This window comes from Balneolaceae bacterium (genome assembly GCA_034521445.1).
GTDB lineage: Bacteria > Bacteroidota > Rhodothermia > Balneolales > Balneolaceae > JAXHMM01.
Genome location: JAXHMM010000017.1, coordinates 108,065 through 130,492 on the forward strand (window position 1 = coordinate 108,065; position 22,428 = coordinate 130,492).

18 protein-coding genes and 1 riboswitch are annotated in these 22,428 nt (G+C 61.4%); of the genes, 4 read left to right on the top strand and 14 right to left on the bottom strand.

Going from position 1 to position 22,428, the window contains the following annotated elements; translation table 11 throughout:
* Positions 1 to 3: 3 nt before the first annotated feature.
* The 5 genes from rimK to U5K31_14385 all read right to left on the bottom strand — a co-directional run bounded on the left by rimK (position 4) and on the right by U5K31_14385 (position 3,995).
* Positions 4 to 927, bottom strand: a complete 924-nt coding sequence (rimK, locus tag U5K31_14365) for a 30S ribosomal protein S6--L-glutamate ligase (GenBank protein MDZ7773906.1) — start codon at positions 925 to 927, stop codon at positions 4 to 6.
* A gap of 10 nt (positions 928 to 937) precedes the next feature.
* Positions 938 to 1,387 carry a RimK/LysX family protein gene (locus tag U5K31_14370; protein MDZ7773907.1) on the bottom strand — a complete coding sequence of 150 codons (450 nt, stop codon included), beginning with the start codon at positions 1,385 to 1,387 and terminating at the stop codon, positions 938 to 940.
* A 122-nt stretch (positions 1,388 to 1,509) separates the two neighbouring features.
* On the bottom strand, positions 1,510 to 2,841 hold the full coding sequence (locus U5K31_14375; protein MDZ7773908.1) for a hypothetical protein: 1,332 nt from the start codon (positions 2,839 to 2,841) through the stop codon (positions 1,510 to 1,512).
* On the bottom strand, positions 2,838 to 3,341 hold the full coding sequence (locus tag U5K31_14380) for a hypothetical protein (GenBank protein ID MDZ7773909.1): 504 nt from the start codon (positions 3,339 to 3,341) through the stop codon (positions 2,838 to 2,840). The genes U5K31_14375 and U5K31_14380 overlap by 4 nt, the downstream gene beginning before the upstream one ends.
* A 111-nt stretch (positions 3,342 to 3,452) precedes the next feature.
* Positions 3,453 to 3,995, bottom strand: a complete 543-nt coding sequence (locus U5K31_14385; GenBank protein MDZ7773910.1) for an adenine phosphoribosyltransferase — start codon at positions 3,993 to 3,995, stop codon at positions 3,453 to 3,455.
* A 126-nt stretch (positions 3,996 to 4,121) separates the two neighbouring features.
* Here U5K31_14385 and tadA point away from each other — a divergent pair, with 126 nt between their 5' ends.
* Together tadA and U5K31_14395 are read left to right on the top strand one after the other, a co-directional pair.
* Positions 4,122 to 4,598: a tRNA adenosine(34) deaminase TadA gene (gene tadA, locus U5K31_14390; GenBank protein MDZ7773911.1), complete on the top strand. Its 477-nt coding sequence runs from the start codon at positions 4,122 to 4,124 to the stop codon at positions 4,596 to 4,598.
* A 24-nt stretch (positions 4,599 to 4,622) separates the two neighbouring features.
* Positions 4,623 to 5,831 (top strand): lycopene cyclase family protein, encoded by a 1,209-nt coding sequence (locus U5K31_14395; GenBank protein MDZ7773912.1) that lies wholly within the window; start codon positions 4,623 to 4,625, stop codon positions 5,829 to 5,831.
* Here the strand turns inward: U5K31_14395 and U5K31_14400 are convergent.
* From U5K31_14400 to U5K31_14425, 6 genes are all read right to left on the bottom strand, one after another.
* A complete protein-coding gene (locus U5K31_14400) occupies positions 5,795 to 6,847 on the bottom strand; it encodes an AI-2E family transporter (GenBank protein MDZ7773913.1) in 1,053 nt (350 codons plus the stop codon). The genes U5K31_14395 and U5K31_14400 overlap by 37 nt on opposite strands.
* Before the next feature lie 49 nt (positions 6,848 to 6,896).
* Positions 6,897 to 8,639, bottom strand: a complete 1,743-nt coding sequence (locus U5K31_14405) for a DUF885 family protein (GenBank protein MDZ7773914.1) — start codon at positions 8,637 to 8,639, stop codon at positions 6,897 to 6,899.
* 99 nt (positions 8,640 to 8,738) lie between these two features.
* Positions 8,739 to 12,404, bottom strand: a complete 3,666-nt coding sequence (locus tag U5K31_14410) for a vitamin B12-dependent ribonucleotide reductase (protein ID MDZ7773915.1) — start codon at positions 12,402 to 12,404, stop codon at positions 8,739 to 8,741.
* A gap of 501 nt (positions 12,405 to 12,905) precedes the next feature.
* The gene (locus tag U5K31_14415) at positions 12,906 to 13,955 is read right to left on the bottom strand and encodes an ABC transporter ATP-binding protein (protein ID MDZ7773916.1); all 1,050 of its coding nucleotides are present in this window, start codon (positions 13,953 to 13,955) and stop codon (positions 12,906 to 12,908) included.
* 2 nt (positions 13,956 to 13,957) lie between these two features.
* The gene (locus U5K31_14420; protein MDZ7773917.1) at positions 13,958 to 15,034 is read right to left on the bottom strand and encodes an iron ABC transporter permease; all 1,077 of its coding nucleotides are present in this window, start codon (positions 15,032 to 15,034) and stop codon (positions 13,958 to 13,960) included.
* Positions 15,031 to 16,209, bottom strand: a complete 1,179-nt coding sequence (locus tag U5K31_14425) for an ABC transporter substrate-binding protein (protein MDZ7773918.1) — start codon at positions 16,207 to 16,209, stop codon at positions 15,031 to 15,033. Before U5K31_14425 ends, U5K31_14420 begins: the two co-directional genes overlap by 4 nt.
* A gap of 23 nt (positions 16,210 to 16,232) precedes the next feature.
* Positions 16,233 to 16,489, bottom strand: a riboswitch (cobalamin riboswitch).
* 115 nt (positions 16,490 to 16,604) lie between these two features.
* Here U5K31_14425 and U5K31_14430 point away from each other — a divergent pair.
* The gene (locus U5K31_14430; GenBank protein ID MDZ7773919.1) at positions 16,605 to 18,254 is read left to right on the top strand and encodes an amidase; all 1,650 of its coding nucleotides are present in this window, start codon (positions 16,605 to 16,607) and stop codon (positions 18,252 to 18,254) included.
* Positions 18,255 to 18,284: 30 nt separating this feature from the next.
* Positions 18,285 to 19,181 (top strand): efflux RND transporter permease subunit, encoded by an 897-nt coding sequence (locus U5K31_14435; protein MDZ7773920.1) that lies wholly within the window; start codon positions 18,285 to 18,287, stop codon positions 19,179 to 19,181.
* 4 nt (positions 19,182 to 19,185) lie between these two features.
* On the opposite strand, the gene U5K31_14440 is transcribed toward U5K31_14435, so the two are convergent.
* From U5K31_14440 to U5K31_14450, 3 genes are all read right to left on the bottom strand, one after another.
* Positions 19,186 to 20,004, bottom strand: a complete 819-nt coding sequence (locus U5K31_14440) for an aldo/keto reductase (protein MDZ7773921.1) — start codon at positions 20,002 to 20,004, stop codon at positions 19,186 to 19,188.
* A gap of 124 nt (positions 20,005 to 20,128) precedes the next feature.
* Positions 20,129 to 21,115 (bottom strand): T9SS type A sorting domain-containing protein, encoded by a 987-nt coding sequence (locus U5K31_14445; GenBank protein MDZ7773922.1) that lies wholly within the window; start codon positions 21,113 to 21,115, stop codon positions 20,129 to 20,131.
* A 110-nt stretch (positions 21,116 to 21,225) separates the two neighbouring features.
* Positions 21,226 to 22,341 (bottom strand): lamin tail domain-containing protein, encoded by a 1,116-nt coding sequence (locus tag U5K31_14450; GenBank protein ID MDZ7773923.1) that lies wholly within the window; start codon positions 22,339 to 22,341, stop codon positions 21,226 to 21,228.
* Between the last annotated feature and the right edge of the window lie 87 nt (positions 22,342 to 22,428).

A 22,428-nucleotide genomic window follows, 5' to 3' on the forward strand; every position in this document is an offset into this window, starting at 1 on the left:
GCGTCAGGCTTCGCTCTTTATCCTTTTGCGGCGGGAGCTTTTCTCGCTGTAGTCTTTGGCTCCCTTTTCCACGAAATGAATGATCTGTTCTGCAATGTCCTTCCCGGTAGCCCGCTCAATGCCCTCCAGGCCGGGCGAGGAGTTCACCTCCAGCACCAGGGGGCCCCGTTCTGACTGCAGCATATCCACCCCCGCCACCGAGAGTCCCATGACCCGGGCGGCAATGAGCGCGGCCCTGCGCTCCTCCTTGCTGAGACGGATCAGCTCCACACTTCCCCCGCGGTGCACGTTCGAGCGGAACTCCCCCTCTTTGCCGGTGCGCTTCATGGCACCCACCACCTTGCCGTCCACCACGAAGGCGCGTATGTCCTCTCCCTTGGCCTCGGCAATGTACTCCTGCACGATGACGCGTGCCTTCATGCTGTGAAAGGCCTGGATGATCGACTCGGCCGCCTTGAAGGTGGGCGCCAGCACGACGCCCACTCCCTGCGTGCCTTCCAGCAGCTTGACGATGAGCGGGGGGCCGCCCACGCTCTCGATAATCTTGCGTACCTCGGTGGAATAGTTGGTAAATACGGTCTTGGGCATGCCCACGCCCGCGCGCGCTAGGATCTGCAGGCTGCGCAGTTTGTCGCGGGAGCGTACCAGCGCCTGCGACTCCACAGCAGTGAAGACCTTCATCATCTCAAACTGCCGCACCACGGCCGAACCGTAGAAGGTCACGGAGGCGCCGATGCGCGGGATGACCGCGTCCACGCCCTGCACCCTGGTGCCCCGGTAGTAGATGCAGGGATTGTCCCTTTCGCTGACAATATCGCACTTGAGGTGGTCGAGCACGGTGGCTTCGTGCCCCGCCTCCTCGATGGTCTCAACCAGTCGGGAGGTGGAATAGAGTCTGGCGTTGCGGGAAAGGACTACAATGTGCATTCAGAAAGGTTTAATCGGATTCGGTTAAGGGTGCAGAACCGGTGCGTGAGACGTCCACCAGGAAACGTCCTTTCAGGACTTTCCGGCCCAGCAGCACCGCGTACTTCATGCCGGTACGGTCAGCCAGGGAGAAGTCAGCCGAAATTTCGCTTCCAAAAAGACGAACGGCGGCGTGGATGAAGATCCTTTCTTCAGAGACCCCGTTGGAGCTGCGTACGGTCTTGCGGCGCCGGACGGGCACCTCAATGGGCTCCGAACGATAGTTTTCGCAGGAGGGATCCAGCAGCCACAGGCGTACCCAGTCCTCCTGTCCGTCTCCCTTTTGAATGGCCTCCACCCGGTGGCAGTGCAGGCTGGAGGAGTAAGCGCCGGTATCGACTTTTGCCTCCAGGCCGGTGTAGTTCCACTGCGGAAAGTCCACGGTGACGTGCCGGCCGATAATTCGCAAATTGCTGTCCATACCGCATCGAGATACCTGGTTGCCGCCCGCTAGCAGAGTCGGTAAGTATACAAGTTATTCCACTCTCTGTCACCTGCAACCAAAAAGGGGGGCGTTGGACCGGCCTCTCTCCGGTCAGCGGGTCAGCGATTCAACCCGATGTCCTCAGCCGCTCCTTCCGAGGTGTCGGTGTCGCTGTAGTCGGCGCGGCCTTTTCGAGTCTGGGTCTCACCGTCGCCGCCACTTCGGCGCACGATCAGAAGTCCGGTCAGCAGCCACAATAACATGCTGACCCCGAAAAGCCAGGCAAAGAGGTTCGATTCAGGCTGTGCCCGAAGGGCCCAGCGGTCTACCTTCTCATCAAGTTCGGCGATCTGCCGGTGGGTAAGAAAACCCTGATCGCCGGCGTATTCAGCCCAGCTCAACTGCACCTTGCCGGTCCAGAAATTGTTGAACCTCTGCCAGTCGTTCCGCACCTCCTCGCCGCCCTCTTCGGTGGCGCGCTCCAGGGAACGGTCCAGGTAGCTGTCCATCTCCTTGAAAAGCTCCCCGCTGCCGTTCACTTCGGCCACGGGTAGATTCAGCTCCTGAAGATCGCGGTTAACGGCCATCCAGAGCTGCGTATCGAGACGCTCCCCCCAGCGGGTGAGCTGCTCCTGGATGCGGTCACGCCGTTCCTCGCCCTCACCATACGTACTCAGCAGCTGTTCGTCGAGGCGATTCCACATGGCAGAAAATTCGCGGTGCACCTGGTTCATGCGAAGGTAGTCCATCACCTGCAAGTCAGCGGACTCCTCCAGGAACGCCGCATTGCGGGCAGCCACACGTTCGATCAGGTCAAGGGGACCGCCGTCTCCCGACAGGGATCCGCCCTGACTTAGCTGTTCTTCCTGGGCGGCGGGCAGATCGGCGTAAGTGACCGTCATCGAATCGACGATAGAGCGTACCAGAGCATCTCTGCGCTCGACGCTTCGCCGGTACTCGGCCGCCAGTTCCTGCAGATCCCGCTTTTCCACCGCGGTGGACCGCATGGCCTGCTGCAGGGAATCCGCATGGCCTGTGAGGGACTGCAGCTGCTCGTCGTAGCTGGTCAGCTGGCGGTTCATGCGCTCGATGCGGTTGTTCAGGCTCGCTATTTCGGCCAGTCGGGCGCGGGTATCGACTGCTCGGCTCCGCAGCCGGTCCATCATGGCACGGTAGGAGCGCGGATGAAGGGCTTCGTCGAGCAGCTCTCGGTGCCCAGAGAATCGATCTTCCAGGTCGGAAATCTCCGCTATAAGCGAATCGGCCGCAGCGGGACTTCCCACCAGGTCAAGCCGTCCCTGCAGCTCGGACCAGGCCTGGGTGAAGGATTGGTAGATTTCGTAGTCGGATGGTTCGGGCTGTTCCTGTACGGACTGCTGCGCTGTCGTAGCGCCAAAGCAGGCCAGCAGGAGCGCTGTCGCGACAAGGGGTATGCTTATAAGTCGTATCATGGTTTGCCGGCCTCCGCCGTGGTTTCAGGTTGGGAAGAAACGATGCCGCTGCTGGAGAGGCGGTAGCTCTCGCCGGTCTGCCGGTTCAGCAGCACTACATAAGGTTCACGCTGGTTGAAGGCGGGGCGAGCAATGCCCTCCTTAGAGATGAGGATACGCCTTTCCACCTTGAGGCGACTGTCCAGGGGTTTCAGAACGTAGACGTGCCGGTAGGATGAAGCGGTCACGAAATAGTGGCCATCCTGTCCCCTGATCAGGCGCACTTCGCGGGTACTCACCGAGGTGCTGTCGCCCGTTTCGGCGTATTGCAGCGGTAGGATACTGAAGGAGAGCCCGCTTTCGGGATCCCTGATTACGCCCTCTGCGTCGGGTTCCAGGACGCTTTCGATGGGCTGGGCGTACTGCACGTCGGAGATTACCATTGACTGTTTGCAGCCGCCCATGAGGATGATCCCTGCGAGCAGGACCAGGGATAGAAGGGATGCTCGGGTTGGTAGCATGGTCGGGTCCGTTTTGTTAGCCTGTTACCGTTAATGTGGGTCACTCCACATGCATGTATAGGCCTGGACCCGCGGGCGTGTTCCCGCGCAGGAAAAGAAATGTTGGAAACCCTAGAGGGAGAGGAGCACTTCGAAGGGCACGTCGCCGGGAAGCCTGCCCCTTCCCCCCAGGTCGGCCAGCTCGATAATAAAGGAGTAACCTGCCACCTTTCCCCCCATGTGGCGTACCAGTTCGGTGGCGGCCTGCGCCGATCCGCCCGTCGCGATGAGGTCGTCGTGAATAAGCACGGAAGAGCCCTCCTCGAAGGCGTCGGTATGAATTTCAAGACGGTCCTGCCCGTATTCCAGCTCGTAGGTGGCCTCGTGGGTCTCGGCCGGCAGCTTGCCGGGCTTCCGGATGGGGACGAAACCGGCGTGAAGGTCCTGCGCCAGGTTGGTGCCGAAAAGGAAACCGCGGGATTCCAGGCCCACCACCATGTCGATGTCGGTGCCCCTGAAAGGACGCGCCAAAACCTGCGAGGTGAGCTCCAGGGTGTCGCGGTCGCGCAGCAGCGGCGTGATGTCCTTGAACTGTATGCCCGGCTTGGGGAAGTCGGGGATGTTGCGGATCCTGGAATTCAGAAGTTCGAGTATGCTGCTGCGTACGGATTCCATGCGGGGAGATCGAGTTTGCGATTGAAAGGGATAATAGCCAATCCCCCCGCAAAGGTGCAATATTACATCTTATGCCTAATTCCGCTATACTCCAATCTCGGCAAATCCCTCAAGCCTTACAGCTCCATGTCACACAACGGCATCTCGTTGAGCAGCCAGCACGAGCGCTATATGATGCAGGCCTTCCGCCTGGCCGAGCAGGCCTACGAGGAGAAGGAGGTGCCTGTGGGCGCGGTTGTGGTACATCGGGGACGTATTATCGGCAAGGGCTATAACCAGACCGAAAGACTGAAGGACCCTACCGCCCATGCCGAGATGCTGGCCGTATCGGCCGCCTGCGCCACCCTGGAGTCAAAATACCTGGAAGAGTGCACACTCTATGTGACCCTGGAACCCTGTCCCATGTGTACCGGGGGACTGATCTGGGCGAAGCTTCCCCGGCTGGTCTTCGGGGCGTGGGACGCACGTGCGGGTGCCTGTGGCAGCATGTTCAATCTGGCCGACCACCGGAAGCTCAATCACCGCATCGAGATCATCCAGGGCATTCTTGAAGAGGACTGCGAGGCGCTTATGAAGACTTTTTTTCGCGAGCGCAGGAGCTGAGCTCTCTACCGAATATTGACAAGCATGACAGAGCGTTACGACTACATTATCGCCGGCGCCGGTGCGGCCGGGCTCAGCCTGGCGCATCACATGCTGCGGCCCGAACTGTCAGACAGGAAGATCCTGGTGGTGGACCTGCGCCTGGAGCCTCTCAACGACAAAACCTGGTGTTTCTGGCACGAGGGGGATCCTCCCTTCCCCGACCTGGTAAAGCGCTCCTGGGAGCGCGGGGAAGTGCGAATGGGCGATCGCACCATGCCTGACCGCCTGCTCGACCACCGCTACTCCTGCATACGCAGCTGGGATTTCCGCCGACACATCCTGGAAGAGCTGAGGGGTGACGACCATTTCGACCTTCTCGAAGCCCGTATTGAGAGTCTGGGCAACGAAAAGGGGCGACCTACGCTGAGGACCGGCAGTCGCGTCTTTACCGCTGAGTACATCTTCCAGAGTTGCCTGGAGCCCGAACCCGCCGCGGGAGGAGCAGCTTACCCTCTTCGTCAGCATTTCCTGGGCTGGGAAGTAGAGGCCGGGAAGGAGACTTTCCGCCCCGACCGCTTCGTGCTGATGGATTTCGACGAAACCTTCACCGGCGGGGTGGCCTTCATCTACCTGCTGCCCTGGTCGGAGCGCCGGGCGCTGGTGGAGTATACCGTCTTCTCAGCCGGACTGCTGGACGAGTCCGACTACGAGCGCAAGATCGAGCTCTACCTCTACAACCGCTACGGCATCCGCAGGCTGGACTATCGGCGCACGCGCACCGAACGGGGCGTCATTCCCATGGACGACCGGATCTATCCCGCCTGGTACGCCCCGGGCGTACTGAACGTGGGAACCGTCGGAGGTCTTACCAAGCCTTCAACGGGCTATACCTTCACCCGCATACAGCGACACAGCCGGCAGGTGGCGGCCGACCTGGCGGCGGGACGCCCGCCCTCGCCTCCCCCCCGGCCGGGACGCTTTCATGCCTACGATCTCTGGCTGCTTCAGATCATGCACGAGCGGCCCCGTGCGGCCCTGGATATCTTTGAAGCCCTTTTCCTGAACAACGATATGGACGCGGTCTTTGCCTTCCTGAGCGAGCGCTGCAGTGTGGCGCGGGAGCTGAAAATCATGGGCAGCGTACCTCCCCTGCCCTTTCTTCGCGCCATCTGGAAGAGCCGGGGCCCCCTGCTGCGCTGGCTGCTCAGCCGCCTTCAGGGGTCAGCGCTGCCTCCCAGCAGGAAGCCGTAGGGCTTAAGGGCCTCCACTTCCAGGAAGATGCAGCGCAGGATACCCAGGAAGGGCACAAAGAGAATCATGCCGGCTATGCCCCATATCTGTCCCCCGATGATCAGCGCCACCAGGGCCATGAAGGGATTGATGCTCACCCGGCTGCCGATCACATTGGGCGTAATAAAGTTACCCTCCAGGAACTGCACCGCCGCAAAGACGCCGATCACCGCCACCGGATCCCAGAACGTCTGTGAAAATAGAAGAGCCCACAGTATGGCGGGAATGCTTCCCAGGATGATGCCGATATAGGGTATGACGGCCAGCACGGCGGCGAAAACCGCAAAAAAGAGGGCGTTCTCCAGGCCGATGATCCAGAGTCCGATGGCGTTGAGTGCGGCCAGGATGGAGATGACGGTCATCATGCCGATGATGTAGTTCTGGGTGACGTCCTGTACGTCGGAGATGACCGAGTCGACCGACCGGCTGTCGCGCCGCGAGGTGACCAGGTGCAGAAAGTGCCGAAAGAGGTTGCGGTAGTACATCATGAAAAAGACGAAGATGGGCAGCAGTCCCAGCGTGGTGAAGACACTGGTGGTGGCCCCCACGGCCGTGGAGAGATACTCCCCGCTGCCCTTGACAAGCTGCTGCAGCCCCTGCTCCATGTAGGCGATCTGACGCTCGGGGGTGATGCCCAGCAGCGATTCGGCCGTCGCCGTCAGCTGTTCGCTTATCTGCTGGATGCGCTCGTTGGCCTCCGGAAGTCGGTCAGCGAACTGCACAATCTGCGTGGAGAGCAGAAAAACAAGTCCGGCAACCACCACCAGGGCGGCGAGCAGGCTCAGCAGGATGCTGCCCACCCGGCCCAGTTTCCACCGCTCGAAGCGGTCGCGCAGAGGGTCCAGCAGCATGGCAAAAAAGGCGGCGAAGGCCAGCGGCATCAGGATGAACTTGCCGTAGACCAGCAGCTGCACCAGTACAAAGAGGGCGACCAGCACGGCGGTGCCCTTCAGCCAGGCGGGATAGGAACGGTTCATGGTAGGTCGGTTCTTGGTTTATGCGAAGATGGTGCTCAGTAGGCGCGGGCTACGTCCTCGGAAGGACAGAGAACGCCCAGTCGCTGGGTAGTAGTCGGGACCCGGTTTGCGTCCCAGCAGCGCGGCGCACCATGTCCACCGGCAGGGCGTTCTGGCGCAGGATGAAATCGTGGAACTCCTTCTCGCTCATATCCCCGTTTACCACAAACTCATGGTGCAGGGCGCGAAACTGCAGTCCCCCGACCAGGTAGGCGATCTGGTAGAGGGGTCCGTAGCCCCCGGTAAAGGAGCGGCGCACCTCCGCCTCCGCGTTGGCACGCTCGTGGCCCACCTTCTCCACCAGGAAATCGATGCTCTCCTGCGGCGACATCTCACCCAGATGGTAGCTCAGCGAGAAGATGATGCGTGCGCTGCGGTGCATGCGCCAGAAGAGCATGCCGATGCGGTCCTCTGGCGAGCGGGGAAAGCCCATGTCCCATAATCGCAGCTCCCAGTAGAGGGCCCATCCCTCCGTCCAGAAAGGCGTGGAGAAGGCCTGCTCACGGTAGGGCCGGTGGCGGTCGTTCATAAATCCCTGCAGGTGGTGACCGGCGATGAGCTCGTGGTGCACCGTGGCGCGGGAAAAATGGGGGTTGTTGCCGCGCATGCTCATCATTTTTAGCTCGTGCTCCATGGTGTTGGTGGGGTAGGATATCTGGATCACCTCCCCTCCCAGGAAAAACGGCGCGTAGCGCTGGCGCTCGGGCGACATCATGCTCATGCGCCAGGTCTCCTTGGCCAGGTCCGGGATGGTAAGCAGGTCATGCTCCTCCAGGAAATCCACCGCCCCCGTGGCCAGCCCGTAGATCATTTCGGGCTGCTTGCCGGCGGGTACGTAGCTTTGCTTGACGTGCTCCAGGGCCGCCCGCCAGTCGTCCCCGTAGCCCAGTTCGCGGGAGGCCTTGAGCATCTCCCGCTGGCACCACGCGAATTCGCGGTTGGCCAGATCGATGAGTTCCTTGGGGGTGTAACCTATCATCTCGTACGCCAGCATCTCCATCACGGCCTCGCGGCCTGCGGGGTTTCCGATAATGCCGCTGCCGTCGTCGCGGTGACTCTGGTCGGCCCTGTACCCCTGCAGGAAGGCGCGGTAGCCGCCGAGCAGGGAGTCGGCGCGGCGGTAGGGTTTCTCGGCCCACCAGGTTACGTCGGGATCGTAGCCGTGATAAAATTCCCAGCTGTAGGCCAGGGTCTCACGCAGATTCTCCACGGCATCGGCCGCCGCCTCCGAGCGCTCCGGGGAGAGCGGCGCCATGGAGGCAACCCTGGCGCGGGCCTCCGTGACGGCCGCTGCCAGGCTGTCCAGGCGCCGGGCCATGCGTTGACCGTCGGGGTCCTCCCCTACCCTGCGCTGCCGCTCCAGGCGTGCAATCATGGGTTCGAAGGGGACCGCAAAGCTTGCCCGGCGCCAGGCTTCGGCCTCGGCTCGCAGCGCGGCCCGGTCGCTTTCCACGTTACGCCTGAGCAGGGTGTAGTCGATGCCTTCAGCCACGTTGAGCGCGGCGTAATCCACCTCCTCCAGGCGCTGCAGCCAGTCCTGGTAGAAGTTTTCCATTCGGGTGAACCACTCTTCGTTTTCCAGGACGTAGGTACGTCCCAGGCTGCCCCGGTCGGCATCATACTGCTCGATCAGGGTGTACATGCGCCCAGGTCTCTCCTGGGCGGCGGCAGGCGGTACCAGCAGCAGGGCGGCCAGGACCAGTATCAGGCAGGGGATGGCAGCTTGCAGGCTTCGTTGGTCACGGTCATGCATGGGAGTGGGATGGTGTTGATGCCGGATCTTGGCCGAATATATATATAAAATGCCCCGATGTGGAGGTCGGGGCATTTTTCAGGTTCTGAAGTTTGACGGTTACGAGCAGCCTGTGGTCGATCCGCAGGTGATGCATTTCTGGCAGGTGCCGTTGCGGACCATGGTCATGCTCCCGCACTCTGGGCAGGAGTCGCCGGTGTAGCCCAGCTGCTTGGCACGCTCGTAGTCGCTTTCGTAGCTCCCCTGCTTGCCGTTGCCACTGCGGTCTTGAGGACTGTCTTCCACGGTTTCCGGCTCGTATTCGGGTGAGTGGAAACTGGAATCGCGCTGGTCCGAATCGGGGTCGTTTTCGTCCGAATCGGGGGCTTCGGCATCCGCCCCGCCCTGCCGCTCGCGATCGGCCTCCTCCTGCTCGGAGGGGCGCAGCTTGCGCGTGAGGATCTCCTCGGCGGGCACATGCGCCAGGTCGTCGCGACCCATGTAGGTGACGGCCAGCTCCCGGAAGATGTAGTCGATGACCGAGGTGGTCATTTTGATGTGCGGATTGCCCTGAACCGAACCGCTCGGATCGAACTTGGTGAACACGAAAGCGTCCACGAACTCCTCGAGGGGCACGCCGTGCTGCAGCCCAAGCGAGATGGCGATGGCGAAGCAGTTGGTGAGGCTCCGGAAGGCGGCGCCTTCGCGGTGCATGTCGATGAAGATCTCGCCCAGCTGTCCGTTCTCATACTCGCCGGTGCGCAGGTAGACGCTCTGACCGCCGATCTTCACCTTCTGCGTGTAGCCGCTGCGGCGGTTGGGAAGCCGCTTGCGGCTGGCCACGTACTTGTGGATGATTTTCTCGGCTGTTTCCACCACGGCGTCCTGCGCTTTGGAGGTATCCTCGTCGGAGGGCTCCAGGTCTTCCTCGTCCAGATCCTCGAAGACGTCGCTGAGGCTGTTGAGGGGCTGGCTCAGTTTGGATCCGTCGCGGTAGAGGGCGTTGGCCTTGAGCATGAGCTCCCAGGATTCCATGTAGGCATCCTTGAAGTCCTCCACAGTGGCCTCGTTGGGCAGGTTGATGGTCTTGGAGATAGCGCCCGAAATAAAAGGCTGGGCCGCGGCCATCATGCGGATGTGTCCCCCGGGTTTGATGTACCGGGTGCCCGTGCGGCCGCAGCGGTTGGCGCAGTCGAAGACCGGCAGGTGCTCGTCCTTCAGGTGGGGCGCGCCCTCCACGGTCATGGTGCCGCAGACGTAGTCGTTGGCCTCCTGCACCTGATCGTCGTCAAAGCCCAGGTGCCGCAGCATGTTGAATTGCGGGTTGGAGAGCTGGTCTTCTTCCAGGCCCAGCTCCTCGCGGCAGAAATCCTCGCCCAGCGTCCACTGGTTGAAGGCGAACTTGACGTCAAAGCTGCTGGGGAGGGCCTCCTCCACCGCCGAGATCTGTTCGTCGCCGAAACCCAGCTCGCGAAGGCTCTCCTCGTTGATGTGGGGGCAGCCCTCGAGGGTAGCGTGTCCCTTTGCATAGGTGATGATCTCGTCGATCTCGCCGTCCGAATAGCCCAGGTTTTCAAGCGCGCGGGGAACACTCTGGTTGATGATCTTGAAATAGCCGCCGCCGGCCAGCTTTTTGAATTTGACCAGGGCGAAATCGGGCTCGATGCCCGTGGTGTCGCAGTCCATGACCAGTCCGATAGTTCCGGTCGGGGCGATGCAGGTCACCTGTGCGTTGCGATAGCCGTGCTCCTCGCCCATCTTGACGGCGCGGTCAGACTCCTCCTTGGCCTTTTTAAGCAGGTAGTCCGGGCAGACACTTGCGTCAATGCCCATGGGCTTGACGGTGAGCCCCTCATACTTGTCGGGGTCGATGTTGTAGGCCGCCCGCCGGTGATTGCGCACCACACGCTTCATGGGTTCGGCGTTGCGTTCATAGGCTTCGAAGGTACCCAGCTCTTCGGCCATTTCTGCACTGGTGGCATAGGCCCCCATATGCATGATGGAGGTGAGTGCGCCGGCGATGGCGCAGCCCTCATCGCTGTCGTAGGGAACCCCCTGTACCATGAGGGCGGCGCCCAGGTTGGCATAGCCGAGCCCAAGCGTGCGATAGATATAGGAGAGCTCGGCAATTTCCTTGGAGGGAAACTGGGCCATGAGCACAGAGAGCTCCAGCACCACCGTCCACATGCGCGAGGCGTACTGCAGTAGCTCGAGGTCGAACTCCTCGCACTCTTCGGTCTTGAAGTACTTCATCAGGTTCAGGGAGGCCAGGTTGCAGGCTGTATTGTCCAGGAACATGTACTCCGAGCAGGGATTGCTGGCGTTGATGGGCCCGTCTTCGGGGCAGGTGTGCCACTCGTTGATGGTGTCGTGGTACTGGGCCCCGGGATCGGCGCACGACCACGCCGCGTAGGCGATGTCGTCCCAGAGCTGGCGTGCCGGGATGGTCTTGCAGGCTTCGGGCTCGCGTCCCTCCTCTTCGGCATCCCTCTTCTCGGTGCGCCAGAGGAGGTCCCACTCCTTGTCCTCCTTGACGGCCTGCATGAACTTGTTGGGCACGCGCACGGAATTATTGGAGTTCTGTCCGCTGACGGTGCGGTAGGCCTCGGAATCCCAATCGGTGTCGTAGGTGTCGAATTTCAGATCGGTAAAGCCCTGTTCGGCCAGCTGTACCACGCGCTCGATGTAGTTGAGAGGCACGTCGTCGCCGCGGGCCTCGCGGATGGCCTGTCCCAGCTCCTTGTTCTTGGTGGGATCGCGGCTGACGGCGCCGTTGAAGGTGCGCCCCTCGATCTCCACGGGCTTGTGGCAGAGCCGGATGATATTCTTCAGGTGATCTTCCAGCACGCGCGATCCGGTGACCATCGAAGCCACCTTCTGCTCCTCGCGCACCTTCCAGTTCACGTACTCTTCGATGTCAGGATGATCCAGGTCCAGCGTGACCATCTTGGCCGCCCGGCGCGTGGTGCCGCCCGACTTGATGGAGCCGGCCGCCTTGTCGCCGATCTTAAGAAAACTCATCAGCCCCGAAGATTTCCCGCCGCCGCTAAGGGGCTCCCCTTCAGCTCGGATCTTGGAGAAGTTGCTCCCGGTGCCCGATCCGTATTTGAACAGGCGCGCCTCGCGCACCCAGAGGTCCATGATGCCGCCCTCGTTGACCAGATCATCGCGCACGCTCTGAATAAAGCAGGCGTGGGGCTGCGGGTGGGTGTAGGCGTCTTCCGAACGCTTGAGCTCGCCTGATTTCCCGTCTACATAGTAGTGTCCCTGGGCAGGACCGTTGATTCCGTATGCCCAGTGCAGGCCCGTGTTGAACCACTGGGGGCTGTTGGGGGCCGCCATCTGGTGGGCCAGCATATAGCAGAGCTCCTCATAAAAGATGCGCGCGTCCTTTTCGGTGTCAAAATAGTCGTGCTTCCACCCCCAGTAGGTCCAGCAGCCCGCCAAACGGTTGAAAACCTGCCGGCTGTCGTGCTCGCTGCCGTAGCGATCCTCTTCGTCCAGCTTTTTCAGGGCGCCGGCATCTTCTTTTGAGCCCTGAATCCACTCCGGCACGCCCTCCTCTGCAATGCGTTCGGTCGCGGCGGGCACGCCTGCCTTGCGGAAATACTTCTGTGCGATAATGTCGGTGGAGACCTGCGACCAGGTCTTGGGAACAATCACCTCGTCCATGCTGAAAACCACCGAACCGTCGGGGTTCTTGATCTCCGACTTGCGGCTGACGAATTCGAGATCGCCGTAGGGTTGGTCCCACTCCTCTTTGGTATTGTGACGTTTAAATTCCATAGAAATACACCTTAACTTTAGCCTTTATTCTGTAATGACTGGGTGGTAGAAAAATAAAATGGGCCTGCCCGTGCCAAGCCGCCTTGTAAATCAATAATATACAGGACTAGCGGAAGCTTGCAACTAAAAAATGAAATACTTTTCCACAATTACCTGGAGTTATCCACATTGAAAAATTCGTTTTCAATATGCGCTATGGAGGGATTAATTTGTGATGTATTTTATAATCTATTTATAACTATCTTATCGTAAAAAATACATAAACTAAATCGCCTTTCACAGGTCTATAACCCTAAATTTCCTGGGGAAGCACTGCGCAGGAGCGGCCTAAAAAGTTATCAACAGACCTTCAGGACAGGAGATAAATAATATAATTTTCACAACTATACAGTATGCATAAATTTATAGATTTTTATGTTTGTGATAGATATGTTATAAATATATTTCAATACATATGACATTTACAGTTATTTATCAAGTTCTCAACCCTATGTGCCAGCCTCACCTGGTTTTACTCTCCTTCCCGGACAGCAGTTGCCTGCACGCCTCCAGCAGCCCGGACACGGAATCAAAACAGCGAGACGCCCCTCCCCCATCGTCCAGGGTCCACCGGTAGCTCCTCTCCCCCTGCGACCGCGCCTCCACCAGGGGTGCCTGCGTACACTCCTTCGCCTCGCGAACCCGGAAGCCTTCGCGCTCAAGAGCGCGACGCGTCCAGAAAAGGGGAACCGGGTCGCCTGACACCCACAGTTCACGCTCCGGACTGCGGTGAATATTGAAGGAGCCTGAGCTGCGGTCGAAGTCGAAGCTCTCCTTGCGGAAAACCTCCTCGAAGGTGCCGTCCAGGACCAGGTCTTCGGGCACGCCCGACCAGAGACTCACGTCGCGGTTCATGAGCCATACACGGTCGGCCGCTTTCAGGGCCAGGTCGAGCTCATGGGTGGAGGCCAAGATGCCCTTGTCCGTTTCGTGTGCCAGTCGGCGCAGCAGCTGCATGATCTCCACGCGATTGGGCAGGTCGAGGTGCGCCGTGGGCTCGTCCATTAAGATAAATGGCGTGTCCTGGGCGAGTGCGCGTGCAATCATCACCTTCTGGCGTTCTCCGTCGCTGAGCCGCGAGATGTCACGCGCCACAAAATCCTCCAGGCCGGTGGCGCCAATGGCCCAGCGCACCTTCCGGTGGTCCTCCTCCCGCAGCTGTCCCAGCCAGCCCGTGTAGGGTGTGCGCCCGAAGGCCACCATGTTGTAGACGGTGAGGTTGCCCAGGGTGACCCGGTCGGTCAGAACGGTGCTCATATAACGGGCGCGTCGTGCGGCGTTCATGGCCCCTACGTTCTGCCCCCCCAGCAGGATCTTGCCGCCCAGGGACGGGTGCATGCCTGCCAGGGTGCGGATGAGGGTCGATTTGCCCGATCCGTTGGGTCCCAGCAGGCAGATCAGCTCCCCTGCATGAAGGTCAAGCTCCAGCCCGGAAGCCACGACCACCGGACTCCCGCCGCCGTTGCGGTAGCCGATCTCCAGGTCGCCGGTATGCAGCAGCCTCGCGTCCATGTCTAAAAGGAGGCCCCCAGGTTACGGCGTTTCAGAATGACCCAGATCACGACAGGCGAGCCGACCATGGAGGTCACCGCACTGATGGGCAGGGTGGTGGCGCTGCCGGGCACCTGGGCCACGATGTCGCAGATCAGCATGAGCAGGGCGCCGGTGACCAGGGTAGCCGGGATGAGCACCTTGTGGTCGTTGGTGTTCAGCGCCGAGCGCGCCAGGTGAGGTACCGCGATGCCTACGAATCCGATGGGTCCGCAGAAGGCGGTGATGCCTCCGGCCAGCAGGCTGGTGCTGACGATGACGATGTAGCGGGTTCGGCGGACCGGTATGCCCATGCTCCGGGCGTAGTTCTCTCCCAGCAACAGGCCGTTGAGCGACTTGGAGAGTCCGAAGGCCATGAGCGTCCCCGACAGGGTAACCAGCAGCAGGATACCGATCTGTCCCGGGGGCACGCCTCCCAGGCTTCCGAAGGTCCATATGAGGTAGTCACGGATCTGCTCGGGCTGGCTGAAGTACTGCCAGACGGAGACCAGCGCGATGGTGATGTTGCCGATCATCAGTCCCAAAATAAGAAGGGTGACGTTGTCCTGCACCTTTGCCGAAATGGCCAGGATGAGCAGCAGCACCAAGAAGGATCCCAGGCTGGCCGCGCCGATGATGAGCCAGCTTTGCAGGCTGCCCAGCTGCTGGATGGCGAAGACCGAGGCGACCGAACCGGCGGCCAGCATGACGGCCGCCACGCCCAGGCTGGCGCCTGCCGTGATGCCCAGCACGGAGGGCCCGGCAAGGGGATTCCGAAAGAGCGTCTGCATCTGGAGCCCCGCGACGGAGAGGGCGCTGCCCGCCATCACAGCGGTGAAGGCCCGGGGCAGCCGCAGGTTGCGTATGATCTTGGTCCACGCCGGCTCGGCCGCCTCCCCGCCCAGCAGCACCCTCACCACCTCACCCAGCGGGATGGGAACTGACCCCAGGCTCACGCTGACCAGGAAGAAGAGCATCACGCCTGCCCCCAGCAGAAGCAGGACGCCTCCGAAGCGGCGGCCGGAATAGATCTCGGCGGATGTCGTATCTTCGGGACTCAACGGCTCTCCTCCAGTTCCCTGTAATAAACGAGCTCGTGCCCGGGCAGCAGGCCAGGGTGCAGGATCTTGACGAGGTCGGCCAGCACCCGCTCAGGGTGCACCACGCCCGACTCCCAGAAATCGTTGCCCCCTGTGGGACCCATCCGCCGGTTGTTGTTGTAGACCCTGCCCTGCTCGACGGGCCGGAAATCGCGGAATCGCGCGTCCTGTCCCATAAGCTCCTCCAGGTTGCGCGCCGCGCCGGGATTAAGCCAGACGTCGGCACGCAGACCCACCTCGTAGACGCGCTCGAAGGTGAGGCGGAGTCCCCCGGTACCCTCCGTATGGTACCATGGATAGGAGGCTCCGGCGTCCCTCAGGTACTGCGCGGTAAAACTCCCGCCGGACGACACAAACCAGGCACCCTTGTAGGGGGCGTTGTTGATGACCAGGGGACGATTTTCGACCTGCCCGGCCATGCGCTTCAGTTTGAGGTATTGCTCCTCCACACCGGCAAAACTGCGCCGGGCCATCTCCTCCCTGTTGAGCAGTGCACCCATCACTTTCATCCATTCGGCCTTCCCCAGCGGGGTGGTCTCCAGCCACTCGGCGTTGACCAGGACCCCGATGCCCGAATCCAGCAGCACGCGGTAATCGTCCAGCTGGGAAGACTGGCCGGCGGAAACCATCACCAGGTCGGGTGCCATAGCCAGGGCCTGTTCCATGTTAAACTCACCCTGCGGGAAGGAGACGATCTCCCCGGACGCCAGGCGCCGGCGTACCTCCGGGGCGTAGATGTATTCGGCGCCGACCATGCCCACCAGCACATCGTGGGCCTTCAGGATACCCGTGAGTCCCACGTGGGTGGTGGAGGTGGCGATCATTCGGCGTACAGGTACATCGATGTAGCGAGCGCCCTCGATATCGGGACGCACTTCGGAGCCTCGGGGACGCAATACGTAGCGGAGGGTATCGGTGCGGTCCTGGTAGGGATTCAGCACCTCAAGCAGCTTGTAGCTCCCGCGGTATTCGAGGCGGAAACCCTCGGCGTAGTCCACCGAAAGCGTGTCGGACCAGTTAGCCGATAGCAGACGGCCGTCGGCAGGGCCGGGTTCGGTCTCCGGGACGCCGCAGGAAGCGAGAAGTACCAGAAGGGCCAGAACGGGCAGTAAGAGGGATATGCGATGATGGTACATGGGTCGGCTTTTCTCCCGAAAGCGTTGCCTTCATCGGCGCGGGCAGGTCTTCTGGCTTATCCGCGGCCTCCTTCCCCTTCCCGCCCCGGCAGTGCCGGGGCAGTGGGCAGTGAAAGGGCCATCACGGAATTACAGCAGCGGGGACTGCTCCGGTCTTTCCGCACGGTCCGTCGGACCGTGCGAAGCACCGGATTCCCATATTAATCCCTCCCGTGACCGCCGGGCGCCTCTGCGGCCTCCGGCGGCATGCGGGAACGGAACCCAAGCCGAATCAGAATGTCAAGGTTGGTTGCCCGGACAGTATAAGGGAATTGCCCTCCATTCGCGAATGCCTGCAGATGCATTATTGGACGCCTTCCGCTATATTAGACTTTTCCCAACCCAATCTTAGCGGCATGACAAAGCGACTCACCCATCTCCTGGTCGGCATTTCCATCGGCACCCTGCTCACCCTCGGCGCATTCCATCTGCTGGACGACCGTGAAATCACCCCGGAAACGGTGCGGCAGACCTCCAGGGTCCTCGGCCTGGAATTCACCGACGGCGAGATTGACGCCATGATCGGTACCCTGGAGAACAACCGTGAGGACTACGTCGACCTGCGGGAGCTTTCCATTCCCAACGGCCTGCCCCCCGCCCTGATATTCGACCCGGTACCCGCAGGCAAATCTTTCGACCGCACGCAGGAGCCCATCGACTGGGAGATACCAGGCGACGTACCTCTGCCTGACGACCGATCCGAGCTCGCCTTCTACTCTGTACGCGAGCTGGCCTCCCTCGTCCGCTCCCGCAAGATCAGCAGTGAGGAGCTCACCCGCTTTTTTCTGGATCGCCTCCGCACCTACGGCGACACCCTGGAAGCGGTGATCACCCTGACCGAGGAACGCGCCCTGGAGCAGGCACGGCGCATGGATCGCGAGCTGGCGCAAGGCAACTGGCGGGGTCCCCTGCACGGCATACCCTACGGGGCAAAAGACCTCTTCGCCGTGGAGGATTACCCGACCACCTGGGGTGCGGAACCCTACCGTGACCAGACCCTCGACCATACGGCCACCGTAATCAACAAGCTGGACGAGGCGGGCGCCGTACTGGTAGCCAAAACCACCCTGGGCGCTCTCGCCTACGGGGACGTCTGGTTCGGGGGACAAACCCGCAGCCCGTGGAATCTGGAGCAGGGCTCAAGCGGCTCCTCTGCAGGATCGGCAGCCGGCACCTCGGCGGGCCTGTTGCCCTTCGCCCTGGGCACGGAAACCCTGGGGTCCATCGTCTCTCCCGCCCACCGTAACGGCACCACCGGCCTGCGTCCCACCTTTGGCCGCGTTAGTCGCCACGGCGCCATGGCCCTGAGCTGGAGCATGGACAAGGTGGGACCGCTTACCCGCTCGGTGGAGGACGCCGCCATCGTATTCGACGCCATACGCGGCCCGGACGGCCGCGACCGCACCCTTTACGATCTGCCCTTTAACTACAAGCGGTCGGTGGACCTCTCCTCCCTGCGCATCGGCTACCTGGATGTGGACGACTACAGCCATCGCGACTCCCTCACCCTGGCGAAGCTGCGCGAGCTGGGGGCAGAGCTGGTTCCCGTCCAGCTGCCCGACGTGCCGGCCCGCAATATCAGCTTTATTCTGAGCACAGAGGCCGCGGCCGCCTTTGACGATCTCACCCGCTCGGGTGCGGACGACGAGATGGTGCGGCAGAGCCCGGGCGCCTGGCCCAATACCTTCCGCGCCCACCGATTCGTTCCGGCCGTGGAGTACATCCAGGCCAACCGTCTGCGCACGCGTCTCATCGAGAAAATGGACTCGGTTATGCAGCATGTGGACGTCTACGTCTCCCCCACCTACGGTGGCAGCAACCTGCTGGTTACCAACCTGACGGGCCATCCCTCCGTGGTGCTGCCCAACGGTTTTGACGACGACGGAGAGCCTGCCAGCATCACCTTCGTGGGACGTCTTTTCGGGGAGGCCGATCTGCTGGGCGTGGCCAAGACCTACCAGGAGGCCACCGATTTCCACACGCGGCACCCGCAGATGTTCCGCTGATCCTCCGCACTTGGGCTGCAGGTACACGAAGTGGCCGACCTGGCCGACGTACGCTCGGAAGCCGAGACGGGTTCCGAGGGCGAGACCGACGTCTTCCTGACCATGCGCGACGCCAACCGCCAGAGCATCGACGACCTTATGTCCATGCCTGTGCAGGTGAACGAGGCAACCTCCGTTAAACTGGCTTCCATGGCGGACAACCGTATAGAGAACAGCGCCCGGGCCATCCAGCGGCAGGACCGCCGCACCTCCATGGGCGTGACCGTGAACCTGGACGGCATCACCATGGAGAAGGCGCGCACGGACATAGCCACCGTCATGGATCAGATCTCCTACCCCGCCGGCTACGGCTGGAGCTACGGTCGCAGCTTCCAGGACGACCAGCAGGCCATGGACGAGATGATCGTGAACATGTTGCTGGCCATGTTCCTGATCTATCTGGTGATGGCTTCCCTCTTCGAATCGGTGCTCTTCCCCTCCAGCATCATCACTTCCATCTTCTACGGGGTGGTGGGCATCTTCTGGTTTTTCATGGTCACAGGCACCGATTTCAGCTTTATGGCCATGATCGGCATCCTTATCCTGATGGGCATCGTGGTCAACAACGGTATCGTGCTCATCGACCACATCAACCAGCTGCGCGAACGGGGACTCTCCCGCATGGAAGCCATCGTACAGGGGGGACGCGACCGCATGCGTCCCATTCTGATGACCGCCGGCACCACCGTGCTGGGTCTGCTGCCCCTCTGTTTCGGATCCACCCAGATCGGGGGCGACGGACCTCCCTACTTTCCCATGGCGAGGGCCATCGTTGGCGGACTGGCCTTTTCAACGGTAATAACCCTGCTCATTCTGCCCGTCATCTACCTCATCCTGGACGATCTCAAAAACTGGTCGGCCCGCACCCTCGCTTCAGGCCGCCCCTAACACCCTATTCCCAGTCGGGGGCGAAGCTGGGGTTGACCAGGCGGACGCCCTTCTCCAGGCCGTCAATGCGCTCAAACTCCTCGTCGCTGAGGTGGAAATCGAAGATGTCGATGTTTTCTTCCAGGTGCTCGCGGCTGGAGGCCTTGGGAATGGCCACCACGTTCTCCTGCTCAATGAGCCAGCGAAGGGCTACCTGTGCAGGTGTCTTGCCGTGCTCCTCGGCGATTTCGCGGATCGTCTCGTCCTGCTCCACCCTGCCGCGTGCGATAGGACTGTAGGCGGTCAGCAGGATCTCCTTTTCGATGGCGTAATCGAGTATATCGAGCTGGTCGATGTAGGGATGAAATTCCACCTGGTTGCAGAAGATGGGAGCGCGTATTTCGTCGTTGACCTCTTTCAGTAGGGAGAGGGGAAAATTACTCACTCCGATGTTCATCGCCTTGCCCTGGTCGCGCAGCACCAGCATGGCCTCAATGGTGGCGCGCAGGTCGTACTGCTCGTTGGGCCAGTGGATCATCAGCAGGTCCACGTAGGGCGTCTGCATGTTGCGAAGACTCTCCTCGGTGGTCTGCAGCACCTCGTCGGAGTCCAGATTGGTATGCCAGATTTTGGTACTCAGAAAGATTTGCTCCCGAGATACGTTGGAGATCTTCATCGACTCGCCAATCTCACGTTCGTTCTTGTACATCTGGGCCGTGTCGATGTGACGGTACCCCATGTCGAGCGCCATTCGCACCGCATTGGCGCATTCTCTTTCGTGAAGTTTGTAGGTGCCCAATCCGATTTCGGGCACATCAATTCCCTGAATGTTTTTGTATTGCATGCGTATCTGGTACTGCCGCTCCTTTCTTGGGTTAACGTGGGATTTTGTTATAACAGAAGGCGGAACCGATTGGTTCGCCTTTAACTAAAGGTACAAATATTCGCATACCCTTGCAGGAAAGTCCCTAAGGGTTGATGTAGGTAACAGGACGGCTGAAGGGACGCCCGTCTACCTCCAGCATTATTCGGTAGATGCCCTGCGGAAGGTTGGAGGGGGTCCAGGTTTGCCGGTGTTCCCCGATCTCCATGGGGCGGTCGACCAGCGTGGCCACTTTGGCCCCGATGGTGTTCCAGACGGTGATGCGCACATGGGCGTTTTCGCTCAGCTCAAAGGGAATGGTGGTGGAAGAGCTGAAGGGATTCGGATACATGGGATTGAGCCTGACCGACTCTGGCGTCTCCTCCTCCGCCACCTGAGGTCCGACGGGCACGCGAACGGAGAGCGTAAAACGAGGCTGGTCGCCGGCATCCGGGGCGGGCATCTGCAGGTCGGGACGGCGCAGCTCCCCTTCAGTCTGACGGGTGACAGGTCCCTCGGCCCGTTGTTCAAATTCGTAGGCGTCGCGTGAGCGCAGGTCAATCTGCCTCCCGTTCAAGCGGTCGGTAAGCCGGAGCTCCCAGTTTTCGGGCAACCCCTCCATGCTCCATCCCAGTTCCATGGTACCTGAGAAACCTCTCGTACGCACCTCAAGGGGGATGCTCAGCCCTCCCTTCAGGTTGCGGGGACGTGATTCGCGGGCCTTGTACACGCTGCGGCCACCGCGCTGTCCCACCAGGCTGAGGGTGGCCCAGCGGTCAGAGAGAGGACGAAGCTTGGTGGCGTCCATGGCGTCCCATCCGTGGGAGGCTTCTTCCCCAAAGACCATTTCGGCGGCGCGGTCCGTGACCGTTTCTCCCCCCGGGCCGCGGCCATTCAGGCGAAAGGAGATGCGTGGGGTCTCCTCCATGCCCCCTGGAGCAGGATCCCCTGAGTCAAGCTGCGCCGATTCGGGTATTTCCAGACTGGAAGCTTCCCGGTTTTGCACCAGAAAACCCTCCCAGGCTTCCAGCCGTGCATCTTGTGGCGTGAGAAGCCGGAAGCTGCGTGTGCGGGCGTCCCATACCTGGGCCACCGCGCTCTCCAACTCACCGCCCCGGGCCCAGCCTTCCAGGCCGGACAGGTCAAGTGGTGCCGCATAGGGGTTGCCCAGTAGGTTCCAGCCACTGCCCTCGCCGTGAAGATCTACGGTAGATTACCGGAGTTGCCGCGGCCGGGGGCCTCAAGGACGGCGGTGCTCCCGGAAGCGGAACGGTCGTCGTTTAAGTAGAGCAGGAAGCCGCGTCCCGGCTCAAAAACCCCGTCCAGGCGGTCCGGGGCGGTGAAGCTCTCCCCGTCCAGGCGCGTGTAGAGATTCTTGGCCGCCATCGGCTCGTAGCCCCGGAAACCCTGCAGGGGTGTGACGTCGTGCATGTCGGCCAGGCGCATAGCAGGCGCAGGCGAGGAGAGTATATGCCAGGTGCCGGAGTCCAGGCTGCGGGAAGCGGTGAAATACGTGCCATCGCTGCGCAATCCGGGACTGCGGGACGTCTGGGAGACGGACAGGTGTCCGGTGAAGGCACCCCTGCCCTCGGGGCTGCGGACCAGGGAGCCCTCGCGTACCCGCTGATCACGGTAGCGGTGGGCGTCAATGCGCGTGCCCGACCCATCAAGAAGGGTCACGGTGTCGCTGTCTCCTTCGGGCGAGAAGTCAGGGGCCGCCAGGACCTGCGCTCCTCCGTAGGATCCTGCGGGTTGAGTATTGTTGATGACTACCAGGGCCGCGCCGGAAGCGAGACGTGTACCCTCCGGAAAGTGAAAAGCAGCGCCCCCGCTCCGTGTCAGGTACCACCCTGAGAGGTCCACCTGCTGCCGCTCGGTGTTGAGCAGTTCCACAAAGGCCTCCGTCCCTTCCGCTCGTCGGTCACCGTCCATGTCTGCTTCAGTGGCCGGCTGAATTTCGTTGATGACGACGCCGGCCTGATCGTTGTCGGCGATGTCCAGGCGGAAGGCGGCTGAGGTGCCTATGGAGATATTGGGGCCCGAGCGAAGGTTGCGCAGTACGAGGGTGGCGTGCTCCGGCCCTTCGAATTCGTTGTCGTCACGAAGCTCGATATGCGCCTGCTGGACGCTGCCCGCTGACAACCCCGCCTCGAAATAAAGGGTAAGGACTTCTGGAGTGGCAAAATCTTCGGAGGAGGCGCTGCTGAGATTGGGTTGAAGCACGATGTCCACGTGGAGGTCCTCCTGCAGGTTCACGTCCAAACGTACCTCCACGACCACCGTTCCGTCGCTTTCGACCACGTGTGCCCCGGAACGCACAAATCGGACCCCCTCCCGGCCGTCTGACGACGCCTGTGCCTCAGCCGGAGTGCGGACATAGCCCTCCGCAGGCGCGGTTCCCAGAAG